Below are 16665 nucleotides of genomic sequence, written 5' to 3' on the forward strand. Positions count from 1 at the left end.
AGCAACACTACAGAGGATATTGAAGATGACTCGTCGCGCCATCGGGGTGAGTGAACGACCCCCCTTGTTACAAACCATCCCGTTGAGTTTCCAGCATCTGTTCGCGATGTTTGGCGCTACCGTTCTGGTCCCCATTCTGTTCAAGATCAACCCCGCGACCGTACTGTTATTTAACGGCGTGGGTACGCTGCTTTATTTATTCATTTGTAAGGGAAAAATCCCGGCATATTTGGGGTCGAGCTTCGCATTTATTTCTCCGGTTTTACTGCTGCTGCCGCTGGGATATGAAGTCGCACTGGGTGGTTTCATTATGTGCGGCGTGTTGTTTTGTCTGGTGGCGCTGATTGTTAAGAAAGCGGGCACTGGCTGGCTGAATGTCCTGTTTCCGCCTGCGGCGATGGGGGCGATTGTCGCCGTCATCGGTCTTGAACTGGCGGGTGTTGCAGCAGGGATGGCTGGATTGTTGCCTGCCGATGGCACATCCGTTGATTCCACCGCGGTAACAATTTCTCTGGCGACGCTGGCGATCACCATTCTGGGATCGGTGCTGTTTCGCGGTTTTCTGGCGATCATCCCGATTCTGATCGGGGTACTGGCTGGCTATGCGCTGTCGTTCGCGCTGGGCGTGGTAGATTTAACGCCGATTCGTGAAGCGCACTGGTTCGCGATGCCGACATTCTATACGCCGCGCTTTGAGTGGTTTGCCATTCTGGCGATACTGCCTGCTGCGCTGGTGGTGATTGCGGAACACGTTGGCCACCTGGTGGTGACGGCGAATATCGTGAAGAAAGATCTGATGCGTGAGCCGGGTCTGCACCGTTCTATGTTCGCTAACGGCATTTCAACCGTGTTGTCCGGCTTCTTCGGTTCTACGCCGAATACGACCTATGGCGAAAACATCGGTGTACTGGCGATTACCAAAGTGTATAGCACCTGGGTTATCGGCGGTGCAGCGATCCTCGCGATCCTGCTTTCCTGCGTAGGTAAACTGGCGGCGGCGATTCAGGCTGTACCGGTTCCTGTCATGGGCGGCGTATCGCTGTTGCTGTACGGCGTGATCGGTGCGTCCGGTATTCGCGTGCTGATTGAATCCAAAGTGGATTACAACAAAGCGCAAAACTTGATCCTGACTTCCGTGATTCTGATCATCGGCGTCAGCGGCGCAAAAGTGCATCTGGGCTCGACCGAGCTGAAGGGCATGGCGCTGGCGACGGTTGTCGGTATTGGGATGAGCCTGGTGTTTAAGGTCATCAGCCTGTTCCGTAAAGAGGAAGAAATCCTCGATGCGCCGGAAGAGAACGACGCGCGTTCATAACGGCGTTATTCACCCCGTTGAGGCCGTCAATATCGCGGTCTCAACAGGGACTGGTTTCTGTGGTAAACTCGATCCGTTTTCCTGCCCGTTTTGCTTGAGGTGATTCTGAACACGCCGGCACAGCTTTCATTGCCACTCTACTTACCCGATGACGAAACATTTGCCAGTTTCTATCCGGGCGAAAACGCGTCTCTTCTTGCCGCCATCAATAATGCTTTGTATCAAGAGCATGGTAGCTATATCTATTTTTGGTCACGCGAAGGAGGCGGGCGCAGTCATCTGCTGCATGCTGCCTGTGCCGAACTGTCGCGTCAGGAACGCGCGGTGGGCTATGTGCCGTTAGATAAACGCGCCTACTTTGTGCCGGACGTGCTGGAAGGCATGGAACAGCTGGCGCTGGTCTGTATCGACAATATCGAATCTATCGCAGGCGATGAAGAATGGGAAATGGCGGTATTTAATCTGTATAACCGCATTCAGGAAACGGGGCGAGCCCGGCTGTTAATTACCGGAGATCGTCCGCCGCGTCAGCTAAATTTACGTCTGCCCGATCTGGCTTCTCGTCTCGACTGGGGACAAATCTACAAGCTACAACCGTTATCGGATGACGAAAAGGGGGAGGCATTGCAGCTGCGTGCCAAACTGCGCGGGTTCGAATTGCCAGAAGACGTGAGTCGTTTTCTGCTTAAGCGTTTGGATCGAGAAATGCGCACGTTATTTATGACGCTCGATCAGCTTGACCACGCTTCCATCACTGCACAGCGCAAGCTGACCATTCCTTTTGTGAAAGAGATCCTCGGGCTGTAGCTGGGGATCGCTAGCTGAAGATCCTCGATCTCTGACGGTTACAGAATTTCCAGTACCTGTTCTGGCGGGCGACCAAGACGTGCCTGATCTTGTACCACGACGATAGGGCGCTCGATGAGCTTTGGATTATCGATCATCGCCTGAACAAGTTGCGCTTCCGTCAGCGCTGCGTCGGATAGCCCTAACTGCTGATAAGCCCCTTCTTTGGTTCTCATCAATTCGCGCGCGCTGCTAAAACCCAACTGTTGGATAAGCTGAGCCAGCGTCGCGGCATCGGGCGGTGTGTCGAGATAGAGCACGACGTTTGGGGCAATATTGTGCTCTTGCAGTAGCGCCAGCGTTTCACGGCTTTTGGAGCAGCGCGGGTTGTGGTAAATCGTCACGGATTTTTGCTTTGAAGGCTGTGTCATCGTTATGCTCCTTATCAGGATTTCTGGTACTGGCGGAAACGCTGTTGTAACTGGCGGAACTGATCAATACGGGCATCGTAGCGCGCCTGCTCCAGACTCCCCAGTTTGACCAATGAACTCGCGTTGCTCAGTAGCCGAATAGATTGATCGAGTTGGCCGTTAAGTGCCAGACTCTCTGCACGAGCAGCCAGCTCTTCTGCACGCTGTCCTTGGGCTGCGGCGGCCTGCGCCAACAGCTCCCAGCCGTTCGGATCGTCAGGGTGCGCGTAGGTATAGCGATATAATATTTTGCCAGCGGCAGCCGGCTGCTTCCCTTCCACATAAGCATTCGCCAGATTAAGCTGAAGTACCGGGTTCGCCTGCATACCGGATACGTTTTGTAAACGGGCGATAGCTTGCGTAGCGCGGTTTTGTCCCAGATCGATATCGGTCATCATATCCAGAAACCACGGGTTTTCTGGCGCGCTGCTTAGCAGCGGTTGCAGCACATTGCGCGCGTCATCGTACTTCTTAGCCTGATACAGCTGAATGGCACGACCATACTTCGCGGCCAGCTGTTCCCGCACGTTACCTTTTTCCCATTGCACCAGCAGATCGTCGTTTAATGGGCGATCCGGCGAACCATACATGCCAAAAGTGCGTATTTTGGCGAACAAGAAATCTTGAGAAGACTGCACGGGCGTTGAGCGCATCTGATTGGCGCGGTTACGGGCGTCTGACAGGCGGCTTTCCGGCAATGGGTGGGTCAGCAACATTTCCGGCGGTCTTGAAGCATAACGTGATTGGTCAGCCAGCTTTTGCAGGAAATTCGGCATAGCTTGTGGATCGAAGCCCGCGCGCTGTAACACCTGAATCCCGATGCGGTCTGCCTCTTGTTCATTCGACTGCGTGAACGTGATCATGCCCTGCTGCGCACCTGCCAGCGTGCCGCTGAGCGCTGCCATTCCCAACTGTGGATTGGCCATTGCCAGCAGAATAGAACCGAGCGCGCCAACCCAGGTGAGCGGGGCGCTACGCTGCTGTGATTCCATGCTGCGCGCCAGATGGCGCTGGGTAACGTGAGAGATTTCATGCGCCAACACCGAGGCCAGTTCGCTTTCGCTATCGGCATAGCGAAACAGCGCAGAATGCAGTACTACGTTGCCGCCGAAGAAGGCGAAGGCGTTGATGTCGTCATTACGGATTAGATAAAAATGGAACGGCGTACGTACCGAATCAGCCTGCTTGACCAATCTGTTACCGAGCTGGTTAATGTAATTGGACAGCAGCGGATCGTTGATAAGCGGCGCACCAGCCCGCAGTTGACGGACGTAAAAATCGCCCATCGCCAGTTCCTGATTGATACTGAGCGTACCACCTGCGGTCGTGCCAATATCCGGCAGTCGATCCTGCGTGTCAGCCTGAACAGGAAGCAGGTTGCCAGCCAGTAGTGTCCCAAACAGGACGGACATGAGCGTTTTTCTTAACCGAATAGACATAACGGAAGATAACCTTATCAACAGCTAACGTGAAAGCATTCTGCCGACTATCTTAGCCAGCGATGGAAGACAAAGAAATGCCCGAGCGGGAAAAACGTGGTGAAGAGAGATAAAGGCAGGAAAAACCGGCACGTATGACGGTGCCGGTGGGCGATTTGAAAACCGCGAATTAGGCGTTTTTCAGATAATCGAGAACGATGTCGTGGTGGTTGCTGGTTTTGAAGTCGTCAAACACCTTCTCTACCTTGCCATTTTCATCGATCAGAAAACTGATGCGATGAATACCGTCATAGGTTTTCCCCATGAAGGTTTTTTCTCCCCAAACGCCAAACCCTTCTGAAACCTGATGATCCTCATCAGAAAGCAGCGTGAAATTTAAGACCTCTTTCTCGACAAAACGGGACAGTTTTTCTGATTTGTCCGTACTAATACCGAGAACTTCAACGCCATGTTTTTTCAAATCGTCCATGTTATCGCGCAGGCCGCAAGCCTGAACGGTGCATCCTGGCGTCATTGCTTTAGGGTAGAAATACACCAACACTTTCTGTCCCTGGAAGTCGGTTAAATTTACTTGTTCGCCATCTTGGTCGGGCAAGCTAAATTTCGGTGCAATATCACCGGCTTTCAGTGTGTTCATCACGACTCTCCGTCTTGTGTCTCTTCATGCTGTGGATATACCCATAATTATACTATTGGGCATAGTTAACGACGCTAATACTGCCTTGTGCGTTCAATTCTGTACATAGCTGATGAAAGGCTGGCTCAATAATTAAGCTATCAAGCGTTGCAGAACTGTGTGCGGCAATCTGAATATACAGCTGCGGTGGTTTTCCACCCTCTGCGGGCTGCGTTTTTGAAACCAACTCAGCAATGTTTAACTGGTGAGAATCGAACAAATCAGTGAAACGCTCAATAATGTGAGGCGAATCGGCGACGTCAACCTTCACCCAAACGGTGGACGGTGTTGGCTGGCTGGCCTGTGACTCTGTCCGCTTCATCACGATCAATAAATCCATCTCCGCACCTTTCAGCGGCAGGGTAGATTCAATCAGCGTTATGGCGTTCCAACTGCCGGACAGCAGCATAATAAACGTGAACTCTTTGCCCAGCATAGCAAGACGGCTATCTTCGATATTGCAGCCACAGCTACTGACGTGGCGGGTAATCGCATTGACAATACCGGGGCGATCGACTCCCAGCGCGGTAATAACCAGATAGTGTTCTTGTGAGCTTGGCAACATCATGCTTCCTGTCTTTTTTCCCATTAATACATGGTAAACATAAAAAATTGCCTGGAGCAATTTTTAACGCCGCTTGCGGCGGCCCGAAGGGCGGCGGGCAGGGATAGCCCGCCGTAAAAAACCTGGAGCCATTTTTAGCTCGATTTACGCGGTCTATTTTCCCAAAACGTCAGAAGCATTTTTAATTTCGTTTACTGCGTCATAAAAAAACCTGCGTCAGGCACCTACAACGCCCTTGTCCGCTTGCTTTTGCATAGAGGTCAAAAGTACCATGAAGCACTTGTTTGTGGAGGGGATGGCCAATGTTTACGGGAAGTATTGTTGCGCTGGTTACGCCGATGGACGCCAAAGGCGCTGTCGATCGGGCGAGCTTGAAGAAACTGATTGATTATCATGTCGCTAGCGGTACATCGGCGATTGTCTCTGTCGGCACGACGGGCGAATCCGCTACGTTGAGCCATGACGAACATGGCGATGTTGTATTGTTGACGCTGGAACTGAGCGACGGGCGTATTCCCGTTATCGCTGGAACCGGTGCGAATGCTACCGCCGAAGGTGTTTCACTGACGAAACGCTTTCACGGCACGGGCGTTGTTGGCTGCCTGACGGTGACACCGTACTATAATAAACCGACGCAGGAAGGGCTGTTCCAGCACTTCAAAGCGATCGCCGAACATACCGATTTGCCACAAATCCTGTATAACGTACCTTCTCGTACCGGTTGCGATATGCTGCCGGAAACGGTTGCCCGTTTGTCTGAAGTGAAAAATATTGTCGCAATTAAAGAAGCGACGGGGAACTTAAGTCGGGTAAGCCAGATCCAAGAGCTGGTTAGTGAAGACTTCATTTTGCTGAGCGGCGATGACGCTAGCGGGTTAGACTTTATGCAACTCGGCGGTAAAGGGGTGATTTCCGTAACGGCGAACATTGCTGCGCGTGAAATGGCGGAACTTTGCAAGCTGGCGGCGCAGGGCAATTTTGTCGAAGCGCGCCGTTTAAATCAGCGCCTGATGCCACTGCATCAGAAGTTATTTGTTGAACCCAATCCTATTCCGGTGAAGTGGGCCTGTAAGGAATTGGGACTCATAGCGACCGATACGCTGCGCTTGCCGATGACACCGTTGACCGATTCTGGCCGCACGGTGATGGGGCAAGCACTTAAGCAAGCGGGTTTGCTGTAATCGTTAGGGAGATTTAATGAGTTATTCATTACAAAAGTCGATGGTGGCAAAAGTCGTTGGCTTATCACTCGTGATGTTGCTTGCGGCTTGTTCCAGCGATCAGCGCTATAAGCGTCAGGTCAGTGGCGATGAATCCTATTTGAAAGCGCCTGAGCATCACGCGCTGAATACGCCTGCCGGGATGATTTTACCCTTGCAGAACGGGGATTATGACATACCACCGGTTACCCTGAATGGTGCGGTCGGCAAGGCACTGGATATTCGTCCTCCTGTGCAGCCATTGGCTTTGTTGAATGGTTCCCGTACCCAGGTTTCGGGGGATACGGCAACGCTGTTTTTAGAAAACAGCGCGCAAAATAGCCAGCTCTGGTCTCAGGTTATCCGCGTGTTGCAAGACAAAGCGTTCACCATTGCTAGCCGTCAGGATGCCAGCCAAACGCTGACCACTGACTGGATCTCATGGCCGCGTGAAGATGAAGACGTACCGTATCAGGGGCGTTATCAGGTTTCCGTACAGCAGCAGGGCTATCAGGTTGCTTTGGTCGTAAAATTGCTGGGATTGCAGTTGAACGGCCAGCCAGTGACAGCGGGCGATCAGACTCAGCGTTACACCGGGTTGATGCTGAATGCGCTTAGCAATGGTCTGGATTCTCAGGCAACGGCACGCGAAAATGCGCTGGCAAATCGCACTATTGGTTCGCTGGATGTACAGAGTGGAGCGGATGATACAGGCCTGCCACTTCTGATTGTGCGCGGTCCGTACACGGTGGTATGGGATCGTCTGCCTGCGGCGCTGGACAAGATCGGTATGAAGGTGAACGATCGTAGCCGTCCGCAAGGCTCTGTCTCCGTCACGTATCGTGCACCAAGCGGCGGAACCTGGGATGATCTGGGCGCGAAAAACCCTGAACTGCCTAACGGCGATTACAAATTGCAGGTTGGTGATTTAGATAACCGCAGCAGTTTGCAATTTATCGATTCCAAAGGGCATACGCTAACCCAGTCTCAGAATGATGCGCTGGTGGCCGTATTCCAGGCGGCGTTCGGTAAATAACGCATAAATCAAGGGTCGGATTATCCGGCCCTTCTTCATTCAACCTCTCTACCCGAATTGGCGGGCGCTGTTGGCAACCGTTCGGGAAAGCGTTAAATATACGGGTCGTATTTTTGACCCTCACTGTGTGGAGTAATAAAGATGCAAAAGCTAGCTGAGCTGTATCGTGGAAAGGCGAAAACTGTCTACACCACCGAAGATCCCGATCTACTGGTGCTGGAGTTCCGCAATGATACATCAGCAGGAGACGGTGCGCGCATTGAGCAGTTTGACCGGAAAGGAATGGTAAATAACAAGTTCAACCATTTCATCATGAGCAAACTGGAAGAAGCTGGAATCCCAACGCAAATGGTGAGCCTGCTTTCTGACAATGAAGTGCTGGTGAAAAAACTGGAGATGGTGCCGGTCGAGTGCGTCGTGCGCAACCGTGCGGCGGGATCGCTGGTAAAACGTCTGGGGATCGAAGAAGGTATCGAGCTGAATCCGCCGTTGTTCGATTTGTTCCTGAAAAATGATGCGATGCATGATCCAATGGTGAACGAATCTTACTGCAAGACGTTCGGCTGGGTGAACGAAGAGAATCTGGCTCGCATGAAAGCGCTGAGCTACAAGGCGAATGAAGTGCTGAGCAAACTGTTTGGCGACGCTGGGCTGATTCTGGTCGATTTCAAGCTGGAGTTTGGTCTGTTCAAGGGCGAAGTCGTGCTGGGTGATGAATTCTCACCAGACGGTAGCCGCCTGTGGGACAAAGAAACGCTGAACAAAATGGATAAAGACCGTTTCCGTCAGAGCCTCGGTGGTTTGATTGAAGCGTATGAAGAAGTTGCGCACCGTATCGGCGTAAAATTAGACTAACTGCGCAATCGTTTACGTTCAGGTCGCCAATCTGCAATACCCAGGCGACCTGAATGTTTTAATGATTTTTCTCTCGAAAAGCCGCCTTTCTCTTCTCGTCTTTGCTGAATGATTTGCTGACCTGTCCCTCACTCCGATTAATGCTATCATCGCGGTTTGCTTAACGCGCAACCTGACTACTTTCGACAGACTCGCATCCATGGCTTACTTCGATCCAACATTGTTAATTCTGCTCGTTCTGGCGGGGCTGGGTATTATCAGCCACAACATGACCGTCACGCTGGCAATTCTGGTTCTGCTGGCAATACGTATCACCCCTTTAAATAACTATTTTCCGTGGGTGGAAAAATATGGGCTGAGTATCGGTATTGTGGTGCTGACGATTGGCGTAATGGCACCGATTGCCAGCGGAAAAATTACCGCCAGTGAAGTGATGCACTCCTTTCTGCACTGGAAATCCCTGCTGGCGATCCTCATTGGCGTTGTTGTGTCCTGGCTTGGTGGACGCGGCGTGTCGCTGATGAGCAGCCAACCCTCCGTGGTGGCGGGATTGCTGGTGGGAACGGTCATGGGCGTGGCGCTGTTTCGCGGCGTTCCGGTCGGACCGCTGATCGCCGCAGGGTTACTTTCTCTGCTGATCGGCAAGACCTGATTCATCCGGCGCGTGTGATGATGCTGCGTGATTTTCTCCACAGCCAACACCGGCAGCAACGCTATGGCGTCCGGCGACTGTTGGTGCTGAGCGGTGAAGCTAACTGGTGTGAAGAACAGGCGCTGGCGCTCAGTTGTCAGTCAATTGGCGACTGGCTGTGGATTAGCGAAGATGCGCCGGATTCCGTCGCTTCACTCTCTGCCAGTCGGGTTCGCATGCTGCTGGGGCGAGAGTTTCTCCACGCGGTGTTTGATGCGCGTAAAGGCGTGGATGTCGAGGCGTTGGCGATGCTGTCAGGCACGCTACAGGCCGGTAGCTGGCTGATTATGCTGGTGCCGTCGTGGCAGTCATGGCCGACCTTACCCGATGAAGACAGCCTGCGCTGGAGCGAACAGCAACAGCCGATTGCCACCCCGCACTTTATTCAGCATTTCCAGCGCCAGCTGTTGGCCGATGAAGATGTCGTTCTCTGGCAACAGGGGCAGGAATTAGCGGTTCGGCCTTTGGCTGAGCGGGGCGACTGGCAGCCTGTAAACGGTGAACCGACCGCGCCACAGCAGCAGATTCTGCATGAACTGAGCGCCGCCGAGTCTGGCATATTTGTGATTACCGCGCCGCGTGGTCGGGGGAAATCGACGCTGGCGGGTATGCTAACGCAGCGTAGTCGCGGAACCTGCTGGCTCACCGCACCTTCTCGCGTAGCGACGGATATCCTGCATCAGCATGCGCGTGCTGATGCGCAATTCTGGGCACCGGATGCGTTGTTGGCGCACTGTCGCCTTCATGGCTCGCCCGATATCGAGTGGTTATTAATTGATGAGGCGGCGGCGATTCCGTCTTCCGTCCTCTCAGCGCTGTTGCCCTATTTTCCCCGTATTCTGATGACCACGACGGTGCAAGGGTATGAAGGCACGGGGCGGGGGTTTCTGTTGAAGTTTTGCGCGGCATTGCCGCAGTGTCGCGTATTTTCTCTGGACGATCCGCTGCGCTGGGCCGTTAACGATCCGCTAGAGCGCGTGTTGGATCAGACACTGCTGTTCAACGAGCCTACCTCGCTTCATTCTCCGCTGAATCCCGTTGCTGATTCGCTGGTTTCGCCCTCTGCCGAACTGGATATTCGAACCGAACGTGCCGCCGACTGGCTGACACATCCCGAACGCCTGACGTGGTGCTACGCGCTATTGTGCAGTGCGCATTATCGTACCTCGCCGTTGGATTTGCGCCGTCTGATGGATGCGCCAGGTATGCACATCGCCAGCGCACAGGTAGCGGGCGAGGTGTGTGGCGTACTGTGGCTGGTGGAGGAAGGCGGGCTGTCTGCTTCATTGGCTCATGAGGTGTGGGCAGGACGGCGACGCCCACGTGGTAATCTGGTCGCCCAATCGCTGGCGGCGCACGCTGGCTTGTGGAATGCGCCGATGCTACGTGCTCGTCGCATAAGCCGGATCGCGGTGGCATCGTCGTCTCGCCGACAGGGAGTAGGACGAGCGTTAATCGCCGAGCAGATGCACGAAGCACAAAAACAGGCGCTGGATTACCTGTCAGTCAGTTTCGGCTATCAGCCAGCGCTGTGGGCGTTCTGGCAATCGTGTGGGTTTCAACTGGTGCGCATTGGTAGCCACCTTGAGGCCAGCAGCGGCTGTTACAGCGCGATGGCGGTATTGCCGCTAAGTGAGGCGGGGCATGAACTGGCACAGCAGGGGAGCCAGCAATTGGCGCGTGACTGGTATTGGTTACAGCGCATGATTCCGCTGAACCTCGCGCTGCCGCAGACAGAAAGTACGGCGTTGGATGTCGAGAGTACGGAACTGAATGATGACGACTGGCGTGAGCTGGCGGGATTTGCCTTTGCGCATCGGCCGATGGAAGCCAGCTTCGCTGCGCTTTGCCGCCTGCTTATTCACACTACATTGCCGCTGCCTGCACTACGTTTGTTGACGGAAAAATCGGATGAAGGCGAACAGGCTGCCGCTACGTTGGGGCTAACGGGCAAGAAAGCGCTTCTGAAACGCTGGCGAGAAGAAACTGCCAGTGCGCTAATCGATCTCGATGCGCAACGCGGTGAGCTTTGGCGACAATGGGGACTTTCCACCCATTCGACGGGTGATGCGCCTCATCCCTGAAACGCATCGTTATCGAAACGCAGGTTGTGGCATCAGTCCAACTGCGATTTGAAGGCGGGGGCGTGACGAAGCAATTCCCACAGCGTTGCCTGTAAGAGGATTTTCTGATTTTCGATCAGCTCAGGATAACGCTGATGAAATGCCGCTTCTTTAGCGGAAAACACCGGATTTTCCTGAAGCCACTGCTCACGTAATTGGGTGATTTGTTCACGCGTTAGCTGCTTATTGGGCATGGCATCTTCCTGTTTCTCAAACCAGCGTTCGCGTTTGGCGGGCGTTGCGCGTTCTTCGGCACTCCAGCCATCTTGAATTTGCAGTATCTGCGACAGCGTAAAGCCAAGCTGTACAGAGATACCTCGCCAGCTCTCCGCATCCGAGGGCGCAGGGGGCGGGGAAAGGCGGGACAATAGCGACGCCAGATTTTTTTCCAGCCCCTGCTCGCTGGTGGCCGCTTCTGTCAAATTAACGGTCTGCTGGTGCAATTCGGTCCAGGCGCTTTCGGCCACGCTTTCGCCAGCCAACAGCGGTGCAACGAGCTGTAACCACTGCTGGCGTAAGTCATTTAGCGTGCGGTCAGCCAGCCACTCGCTCCATGGGTTCCCGTCGTTAGTTAACCAGTGGTGTAGCCATTGTAGGGCGATGCCGTCTACGGCTTTTCCTGGGGGAATCGCAGCAAAGAGTGCATCCACCTGCGCTGGCGTGGTGCAGGGAAGTTTTTCCAGCAGCAGGCCAAGGGCCGAGGGAAACCCGGTTAAACGTTCAAAGATGCGAATATCCGCGCTGTGCGCCAGCACGGCGGAGATTGTGCCTTTATTCTCTTCCCAGTAAGGGGAATAGGCTTGTTGAATGTCGCCATTGACCGCGTGTTGGCGCAGGCGCTGGTGTAAAAAGTCGCGCAGCGACGGGTCGCCGTAAAACGTTCCCCACGCTACGTGGGCATCTGCCAAGGGCTGTGTCGTTTTTTGTATCGCAACCTGATGTGATTCCAGCCAGCCGCGTAGCTGCGCCAGCGTTTTTACGCCGATCTGTCGTGAGACTTCCTGCCCATTTTTAAACAACAGGAGAGTAGGAATGCCGCGCACGCCAAAGCGTCGCATGAACGCAGGGTATTGCTCCACATCCAGCTTGGCCACGGTCAAATTGTCTGGCGTGTTATCGGCGAGGGTATCCAGCAGAGGAGCCAGCGTTTTACAGGGCTGGCACCACGGGGCCCACAGATCAAGCAATACGGGCTTGTCGCTAGTCGCGAGTAGCGTATCCAGCGATGTGTCGCTGGTGGTAATAATGGCGTCGGACATAGTGTCTCCATTAAAAAGAGTTAAAAATCAATAGAATTCAGACGAGGCTTACTGCGAACCCCCTACGGTCATATTGTCGATGCGCAGCGTTGGCTGGCCGACGCTGACGGGCAAGGTTTGTCCTTCTTTACTGCATACGATATTGCCGTCATCCAACGCCAGATCGTTGCCCACCATCGCGACGTGCAGCAGCGCTTCTGGCCCGTGACCAATCAGCGTCGCGCCTTTAACGGGACGGGTCACTTTGCCGTTCTCAATCAGGTAGGCCTCGGTCGTAGAAAAAACATATTTCCCACTGCTGATATCAACCTGCCCGCCACCGAAGCCGACGGCATAGAGGCCATTTTTAACGGAGGCGATCACTTCTTCTGCGGGATATTGTCCTGCCAGCATGTAGGTGTTGGTCATTCGTGGCAGAGGTAGCGCGGAGTAGGAGGAACGGCGGGCGTTGCCCGTTAATGCGGTATTCATTAGTTTGGCGTTAAGACTGTCCTGTAAATAGCCGCGTAGTATGCCGTCCTCAATGAGCGTCGTGCATTGCGATGGCGTGCCTTCATCATCCACATGCAGCGAGCCCCGGAGAGTGGCGAGTGTGCCGTCATCGACGACGGTAATCCCCGGTGCGGCGACCCGTTCCCCTAACAAGTTGGAAAAGGCGGAACTGCCTTTGCGGTTAAAGTCGCCTTCCAACCCGTGTCCGATGGCTTCATGCAGCAGAATACCGGGTGAGCCTGCGCCGAGTACCACGCTGTACGTTCCTGCTGGCACTGGGCTCGCATCCAGATTATTCAATGCCTGATCGACTGCTCGGTTCACCCAGTGCGTGATCGCTTCGTCATCAAAGAAACCGTAGTCGAGACGTCTTCCTCCGCCGCTGCTTCCATTTTCTCTGCGGCCCTGCTGTTCCACGACGACGCTGATAAACAGATTAACCAACGGGCGAACGTCCGTCGCGAGCTTGCCGTCGTGGCGGGCGATGAGAATGGTTTCATGCGAAGCATTCAGGTAGGCCGTTACCTGTGTTACGCGCGGGTCGCGCGCGCGCGCCTGACGATCGATCGAAAACAGTAATTGCCGTTTATGCTCTTCAGTCACGGCAAGCAGCGGGTTATTTGATGGATAGAGTGTGGTCGCGCCGTGCGGTAAAGAGGCGGGGAGCGCGACGCTAGCCGTTTGCCCCTGTCGGCTGATTTCCCTTACGGTGCTGGCGGCTTGCAGAATCGCCTGTGGGCTCAAGTCGTTGGTGTAGGAGAACGCGGTTTTCTCACCGCTGACGGCACGAACGCCAACCCCTTGATCGCGGCTGAATCCTGTCGGGCGCACGATACCGTTTTCGAGCTGCCAGCCTTCCTGCTGACGGCGCTGAAAATAGAGATCGGCATAGTCCACCTGACGCTGCATGATGTGATTCAGCGCGTGCGTTATCTCCGGTGTGCCCAGCGAGAATGCCGACAGTGCAGATGAGACTGACGTCCCAGTGGCATGTATGGTCATGATGGTGATCCTGTTTCTGTGACGCAATAGGGGAATTACTGCCCGGCGATCTGCATCTCTTCAATCAATAAGGAGCCGCAGGAGAGGTTGCCCTGCGTGTGGATATCCGCACCGAGCGCGACGCATTGTTTAAGCAGCGTTTTTAGGTTGCCCGCAATGGTGATCTCGTCGACCGGGTACTGTATTTCGCCGTTTTCGACCCAAAAACCGGCAACGCCCTGAGAGTAGTCACCCGTCATTGGATTTAGCCCATGCCCCAGCAACGTGGTGACCAATAGCCCTGTCTGCATAGTGCGCAGTAGTGTCGGCAAGTCATCGTTAGCGTGACTTTGGCTGCTGCTGACAATCAGGTTATAGGCTCCGCCAGCGTGTCCAGTTGTCGTGAGCCCCAAGCGTCGAGCGCTGTAGCTGGAAAGAAAATAGCCTTGTGCAATGCCGTCGTGGATAACGTGACGTGGCGCGGCGGCGACACCTTCGGTATCAAAGCAGGCGCTGGCTAGTGCGCCGGGAATAAACGGATTTTCATACAGGCTCAGGTGTGGTGCGGTGATGGCCTCACCGAGGCATTGCCCCAGAAAGGACGTGGAACGATAAAGCGCCGCGCCACTGAGCGCATTGACCAGATGATGAATCAGGCTATGCGCGACGGGCGCTTCAAACAGTACCGGGCAGCGTCGAGTTGAGAGTTTACGAGCCTTTAATTGTGCGATGGCACGTTGTGCGGCGGTGTGCCCGACCGTTTCCGGCGCTGCCAGGAATGCTGGCGATCGTCCCGTGGTGTGCCAGAATCCTTTCTGACGCGCCGTATTGTCACGGGCGATGGCCTGGCTCCACAGCGTGTGTAGCGAGGTGGGGTAGCCCGCGTAAAAACCAGCAGAGTTTGCCAGAATAAAGTCCCCCTGCTGTGAGGTAATCTCCGTACTCTCGCTATAGCTGTATTCGTGTGCGGCATTGGCGGCCTGTTCGGCACGTAATGCCAGCGACAGCGCTTGTCCGACGGTTAGCGCGTCGTTGTGGTGCAGCTTCAGATCGTAAATGTCTCGGGCGAAATACTGGGCTTCTGGCAGGCCGCTACACGCATCTTCATCTGCATATTTAGCCAGCGTACTGGCAGCGTCAACGGCGTCCTGCAAGGCTTCCTGACTAAACAAGGTGGATGACACGGTGCCTGAACGCTGACCAAAGTAAACCGTAACGGACAGAAACTGGCTCTGATTTTGCGTCAGCGTATCCATATCACCCTTTCTGACGCGCAGCGTGCGTCGGTTTCCCTGAGAAACGTTAACGACTGCCTGACTTGCGCCTTTTGCGGCAGCGAGATCCAGCACGTTTCCGGCCAGTGATTGGAGCGTGCCAGACTGCGGCGTAGCAAGAGTGAGAGATTCTTCAAGAGAAGGCATATTGGGTATCCATGCGTAGCAGTGTTCTACTCATGATGTGCAACGAAGACAGAAAAGCGTCAGTGCGAGGTGAGACTTTTTTACAAGGTGCTAAGAGGCAAGGGGGATGTTGTCCGCAGAAGCTGACGGCAGGTCGTCAGCTTCTGCGGGGAAGGGAAAATCAGGGGGCTTTGACCGGTTGCAGGACGAAATCGATTTTGCTCAGGCCACGCTGCTGAGCGCTGGTCATGACATAGGCCACTCGACCATACTCGACGGCCTGATCGGCAAACAGCCGTATATTCGGGTGTGTTCCTTCGGCTGAGGCCGCATCAAGTTTGGCAATCAGTTGCGCATCATCAACCGCTTCTTTATTCCAGTTAATTTGTCCGGTCGCGGTAATCGCGATATCCACGGCTTGCGGATCTTTCGTGATTTTCTCGACGCTGGCGCGCGGCAGTTCCACTTTGACGGCGTGATTAATGACCGGCAGGGTAATCATAAAGACGATCAGCAGCACCAGCATGACATCAATAAATGGCGTCATGTTGATATCGTTGAGCAGGGCGTCGTCCTGACTTTCAAACGGGGATGACATACTCATGGCAGTGTTCCTCCTCAGGCTGAGCGTTCAACGGGATGAGATGATTGATGCGGGATCGCCGTGTTCAGATCGGCGAGACTGGTTTCAACACGTGCGCCAGTCAGCAGGTAAGCGTGCAGATCGTGGGCAAAGCGATTCATGGCATGCAGAACGACGCGGTTACGGCGGTTGATCGCGTTGAACCCTAATACGGCAGGGATTGCGACGAACAGGCCGAACGCCGTCATGATCAAGGCTTCGCCAACAGGGCCAGCAACCTGTGCCAGATCGGGCTGGCCGATAGTGCTGATGGTTTGCAGCGCGTGGAAAATACCCCAGACGGTGCCAAGCAGGCCGATAAACGGTGCGGTGCTGCCAATAGACGCCAGTGTTCCGAGGCCGGATTGCAGTTTTCCTGCGTTGGTGTCCAGCGTGTTGCTCAGGCCGCGTACCAGCCAGTCGCTGAGATCGACATGTCCGCCTAGCGTGGAGGAGAATTTATGCGGGTGTTTCAACAGTGCATGGCCTTCAACCACTAAATCACGGAATGGGTTAAAATGCTGTTTACCAAACTGGCCGAGGCTATCTTGCAGGTTTGTGGCCTGCCAAAATGCCTGTCGGCTGTGCTGAACGCTCTTATTCAGCGTCAATAACTGCCGCGCTTTGACCAAAATAACGGTCCATGACAACAGCGACATGATCAGCAAAATAATCGCTACCGAGTGGGTAACTGCATCGCCCTGCTGCCAGAAATGTTGAATATCTAACGTGTTCATGTGTGACCTCTTGTGCAAT

The 16665-nt window shown here is 54.3% G+C and carries 16 protein-coding genes; 7 read left to right on the plus strand and 9 right to left on the minus strand.

The window, feature by feature from the left end; genetic code table 11:
• Window positions 1–25: 25 nt before the first annotated feature.
• Together uraA and hda are read left to right on the plus strand one after the other, a co-directional pair.
• The gene (gene uraA / locus E2566_RS06230) at window positions 26–1315 is read left to right on the plus strand and encodes a uracil permease (protein ID WP_010286494.1); all 1290 of its coding nucleotides are present in this window, start codon (window positions 26–28) and stop codon (window positions 1313–1315) included.
• A 99-nt stretch (window positions 1316–1414) separates the two neighbouring features.
• Complete coding sequence (gene hda, locus E2566_RS06235; RefSeq protein WP_107168346.1) at window positions 1415–2122, plus strand: DnaA inactivator Hda; 708 nt, start codon at window positions 1415–1417, stop codon at window positions 2120–2122.
• Between the two features lie 38 nt (window positions 2123–2160).
• On the opposite strand, the gene arsC is transcribed toward hda, so the two are convergent.
• From arsC to E2566_RS06255, 4 genes are all read right to left on the minus strand, one after another.
• Entirely contained in the window at window positions 2161–2532 is a 372-nt protein-coding gene (gene arsC, locus E2566_RS06240) for an arsenate reductase (glutaredoxin) (RefSeq protein ID WP_107168345.1), read from the minus strand.
• A gap of 14 nt (window positions 2533–2546) precedes the next feature.
• Window positions 2547–4010 carry a beta-barrel assembly-enhancing protease gene (gene bepA, locus E2566_RS06245; RefSeq protein WP_107168344.1) on the minus strand — a complete coding sequence of 488 codons (1464 nt, stop codon included), beginning with the start codon at window positions 4008–4010 and terminating at the stop codon, window positions 2547–2549.
• 169 nt (window positions 4011–4179) lie between these two features.
• Window positions 4180–4647, minus strand: a complete 468-nt coding sequence (bcp, locus tag E2566_RS06250) for a thioredoxin-dependent thiol peroxidase (protein WP_010286501.1) — start codon at window positions 4645–4647, stop codon at window positions 4180–4182.
• Window positions 4648–4699: 52 nt separating this feature from the next.
• On the minus strand, window positions 4700–5251 hold the full coding sequence (locus E2566_RS06255; protein ID WP_193555632.1) for a glycine cleavage system transcriptional repressor: 552 nt from the start codon (window positions 5249–5251) through the stop codon (window positions 4700–4702).
• Window positions 5252–5553: 302 nt separating this feature from the next.
• Between E2566_RS06255 and dapA the strand changes: the two genes are divergently transcribed.
• From dapA to E2566_RS06280, 5 genes are all read left to right on the plus strand, one after another.
• Window positions 5554–6432 (plus strand): 4-hydroxy-tetrahydrodipicolinate synthase, encoded by an 879-nt coding sequence (gene dapA, locus E2566_RS06260; RefSeq protein ID WP_107168343.1) that lies wholly within the window; start codon window positions 5554–5556, stop codon window positions 6430–6432.
• Between the two features lie 16 nt (window positions 6433–6448).
• Window positions 6449–7486 (plus strand): outer membrane protein assembly factor BamC, encoded by a 1038-nt coding sequence (gene bamC / locus E2566_RS06265; protein ID WP_107168342.1) that lies wholly within the window; start codon window positions 6449–6451, stop codon window positions 7484–7486.
• A 141-nt stretch (window positions 7487–7627) separates the two neighbouring features.
• Entirely contained in the window at window positions 7628–8341 is a 714-nt protein-coding gene (gene purC / locus E2566_RS06270) for a phosphoribosylaminoimidazolesuccinocarboxamide synthase (protein WP_107168341.1), read from the plus strand.
• Window positions 8342–8540: 199 nt separating this feature from the next.
• Window positions 8541–8993: a DUF441 domain-containing protein gene (locus tag E2566_RS06275; RefSeq protein ID WP_107168340.1), complete on the plus strand. Its 453-nt coding sequence runs from the start codon at window positions 8541–8543 to the stop codon at window positions 8991–8993.
• Between the two features lie 17 nt (window positions 8994–9010).
• Window positions 9011–11116 (plus strand): tRNA(Met) cytidine acetyltransferase TmcA, encoded by a 2106-nt coding sequence (locus E2566_RS06280; protein WP_107168339.1) that lies wholly within the window; start codon window positions 9011–9013, stop codon window positions 11114–11116.
• A 32-nt stretch (window positions 11117–11148) separates the two neighbouring features.
• Here E2566_RS06280 and trxA read toward each other — a convergent pair whose 3' ends face one another.
• The 5 genes from trxA to E2566_RS06305 form a co-directional block, all read right to left on the minus strand.
• Window positions 11149–12414 carry a thioredoxin gene (gene trxA, locus E2566_RS06285; protein WP_107168338.1) on the minus strand — a complete coding sequence of 422 codons (1266 nt, stop codon included), beginning with the start codon at window positions 12412–12414 and terminating at the stop codon, window positions 11149–11151.
• A gap of 48 nt (window positions 12415–12462) precedes the next feature.
• The gene (gene tldD, locus E2566_RS06290; RefSeq protein WP_107168337.1) at window positions 12463–13908 is read right to left on the minus strand and encodes a metalloprotease TldD; all 1446 of its coding nucleotides are present in this window, start codon (window positions 13906–13908) and stop codon (window positions 12463–12465) included.
• A 35-nt stretch (window positions 13909–13943) separates the two neighbouring features.
• Window positions 13944–15308 (minus strand): metallopeptidase TldD-related protein, encoded by a 1365-nt coding sequence (locus E2566_RS06295; protein ID WP_107168336.1) that lies wholly within the window; start codon window positions 15306–15308, stop codon window positions 13944–13946.
• A gap of 160 nt (window positions 15309–15468) precedes the next feature.
• A complete protein-coding gene (locus tag E2566_RS06300) occupies window positions 15469–15891 on the minus strand; it encodes an ExbD/TolR family protein (RefSeq protein ID WP_107168335.1) in 423 nt (140 codons plus the stop codon).
• A gap of 14 nt (window positions 15892–15905) precedes the next feature.
• Complete coding sequence (locus E2566_RS06305) at window positions 15906–16646, minus strand: MotA/TolQ/ExbB proton channel family protein (protein WP_107168334.1); 741 nt, start codon at window positions 16644–16646, stop codon at window positions 15906–15908.
• Between the last annotated feature and the right edge of the window lie 19 nt (window positions 16647–16665).

Source organism: Pectobacterium punjabense (assembly GCF_012427845.1).
GTDB lineage: Bacteria > Pseudomonadota > Gammaproteobacteria > Enterobacterales > Enterobacteriaceae > Pectobacterium > Pectobacterium punjabense.

What these genes read in the sequence shown, in the direction of transcription:
- dapA (WP_107168343.1), top strand. Translation starts at nt 5,554, where the DNA reads ATGTTTACGGGAAGTATTGTTGCGCTGGTTACGCCGATGGACGCCAAA.
- bamC (WP_107168342.1), top strand. Translation starts at nt 6,449, where the DNA reads ATGAGTTATTCATTACAAAAGTCGATGGTGGCAAAAGTCGTTGGCTTA.
- E2566_RS06300 (WP_107168335.1), bottom strand. Translation starts at nt 15,891, where the DNA reads ATGAGTATGTCATCCCCGTTTGAAAGTCAGGACGACGCCCTGCTCAAC.
- tldD (WP_107168337.1), bottom strand. Translation starts at nt 13,908, where the DNA reads ATGACCATACATGCCACTGGGACGTCAGTCTCATCTGCACTGTCGGCA.
- E2566_RS06280 (WP_107168339.1), top strand. Translation starts at nt 9,011, where the DNA reads ATGATGCTGCGTGATTTTCTCCACAGCCAACACCGGCAGCAACGCTAT.
- E2566_RS06305 (WP_107168334.1), bottom strand. Translation starts at nt 16,646, where the DNA reads ATGAACACGTTAGATATTCAACATTTCTGGCAGCAGGGCGATGCAGTT.
- bepA (WP_107168344.1), bottom strand. Translation starts at nt 4,010, where the DNA reads ATGTCTATTCGGTTAAGAAAAACGCTCATGTCCGTCCTGTTTGGGACA.
- trxA (WP_107168338.1), bottom strand. Translation starts at nt 12,414, where the DNA reads ATGTCCGACGCCATTATTACCACCAGCGACACATCGCTGGATACGCTA.
- E2566_RS06295 (WP_107168336.1), bottom strand. Translation starts at nt 15,308, where the DNA reads ATGCCTTCTCTTGAAGAATCTCTCACTCTTGCTACGCCGCAGTCTGGC.
- purC (WP_107168341.1), top strand. Translation starts at nt 7,628, where the DNA reads ATGCAAAAGCTAGCTGAGCTGTATCGTGGAAAGGCGAAAACTGTCTAC.
- uraA (WP_010286494.1), top strand. Translation starts at nt 26, where the DNA reads ATGACTCGTCGCGCCATCGGGGTGAGTGAACGACCCCCCTTGTTACAA.
- E2566_RS06255 (WP_193555632.1), bottom strand. Translation starts at nt 5,251, where the DNA reads ATGTTGCCAAGCTCACAAGAACACTATCTGGTTATTACCGCGCTGGGA.
- bcp (WP_010286501.1), bottom strand. Translation starts at nt 4,647, where the DNA reads ATGAACACACTGAAAGCCGGTGATATTGCACCGAAATTTAGCTTGCCC.
- arsC (WP_107168345.1), bottom strand. Translation starts at nt 2,532, where the DNA reads ATGACACAGCCTTCAAAGCAAAAATCCGTGACGATTTACCACAACCCG.
- E2566_RS06275 (WP_107168340.1), top strand. Translation starts at nt 8,541, where the DNA reads ATGGCTTACTTCGATCCAACATTGTTAATTCTGCTCGTTCTGGCGGGG.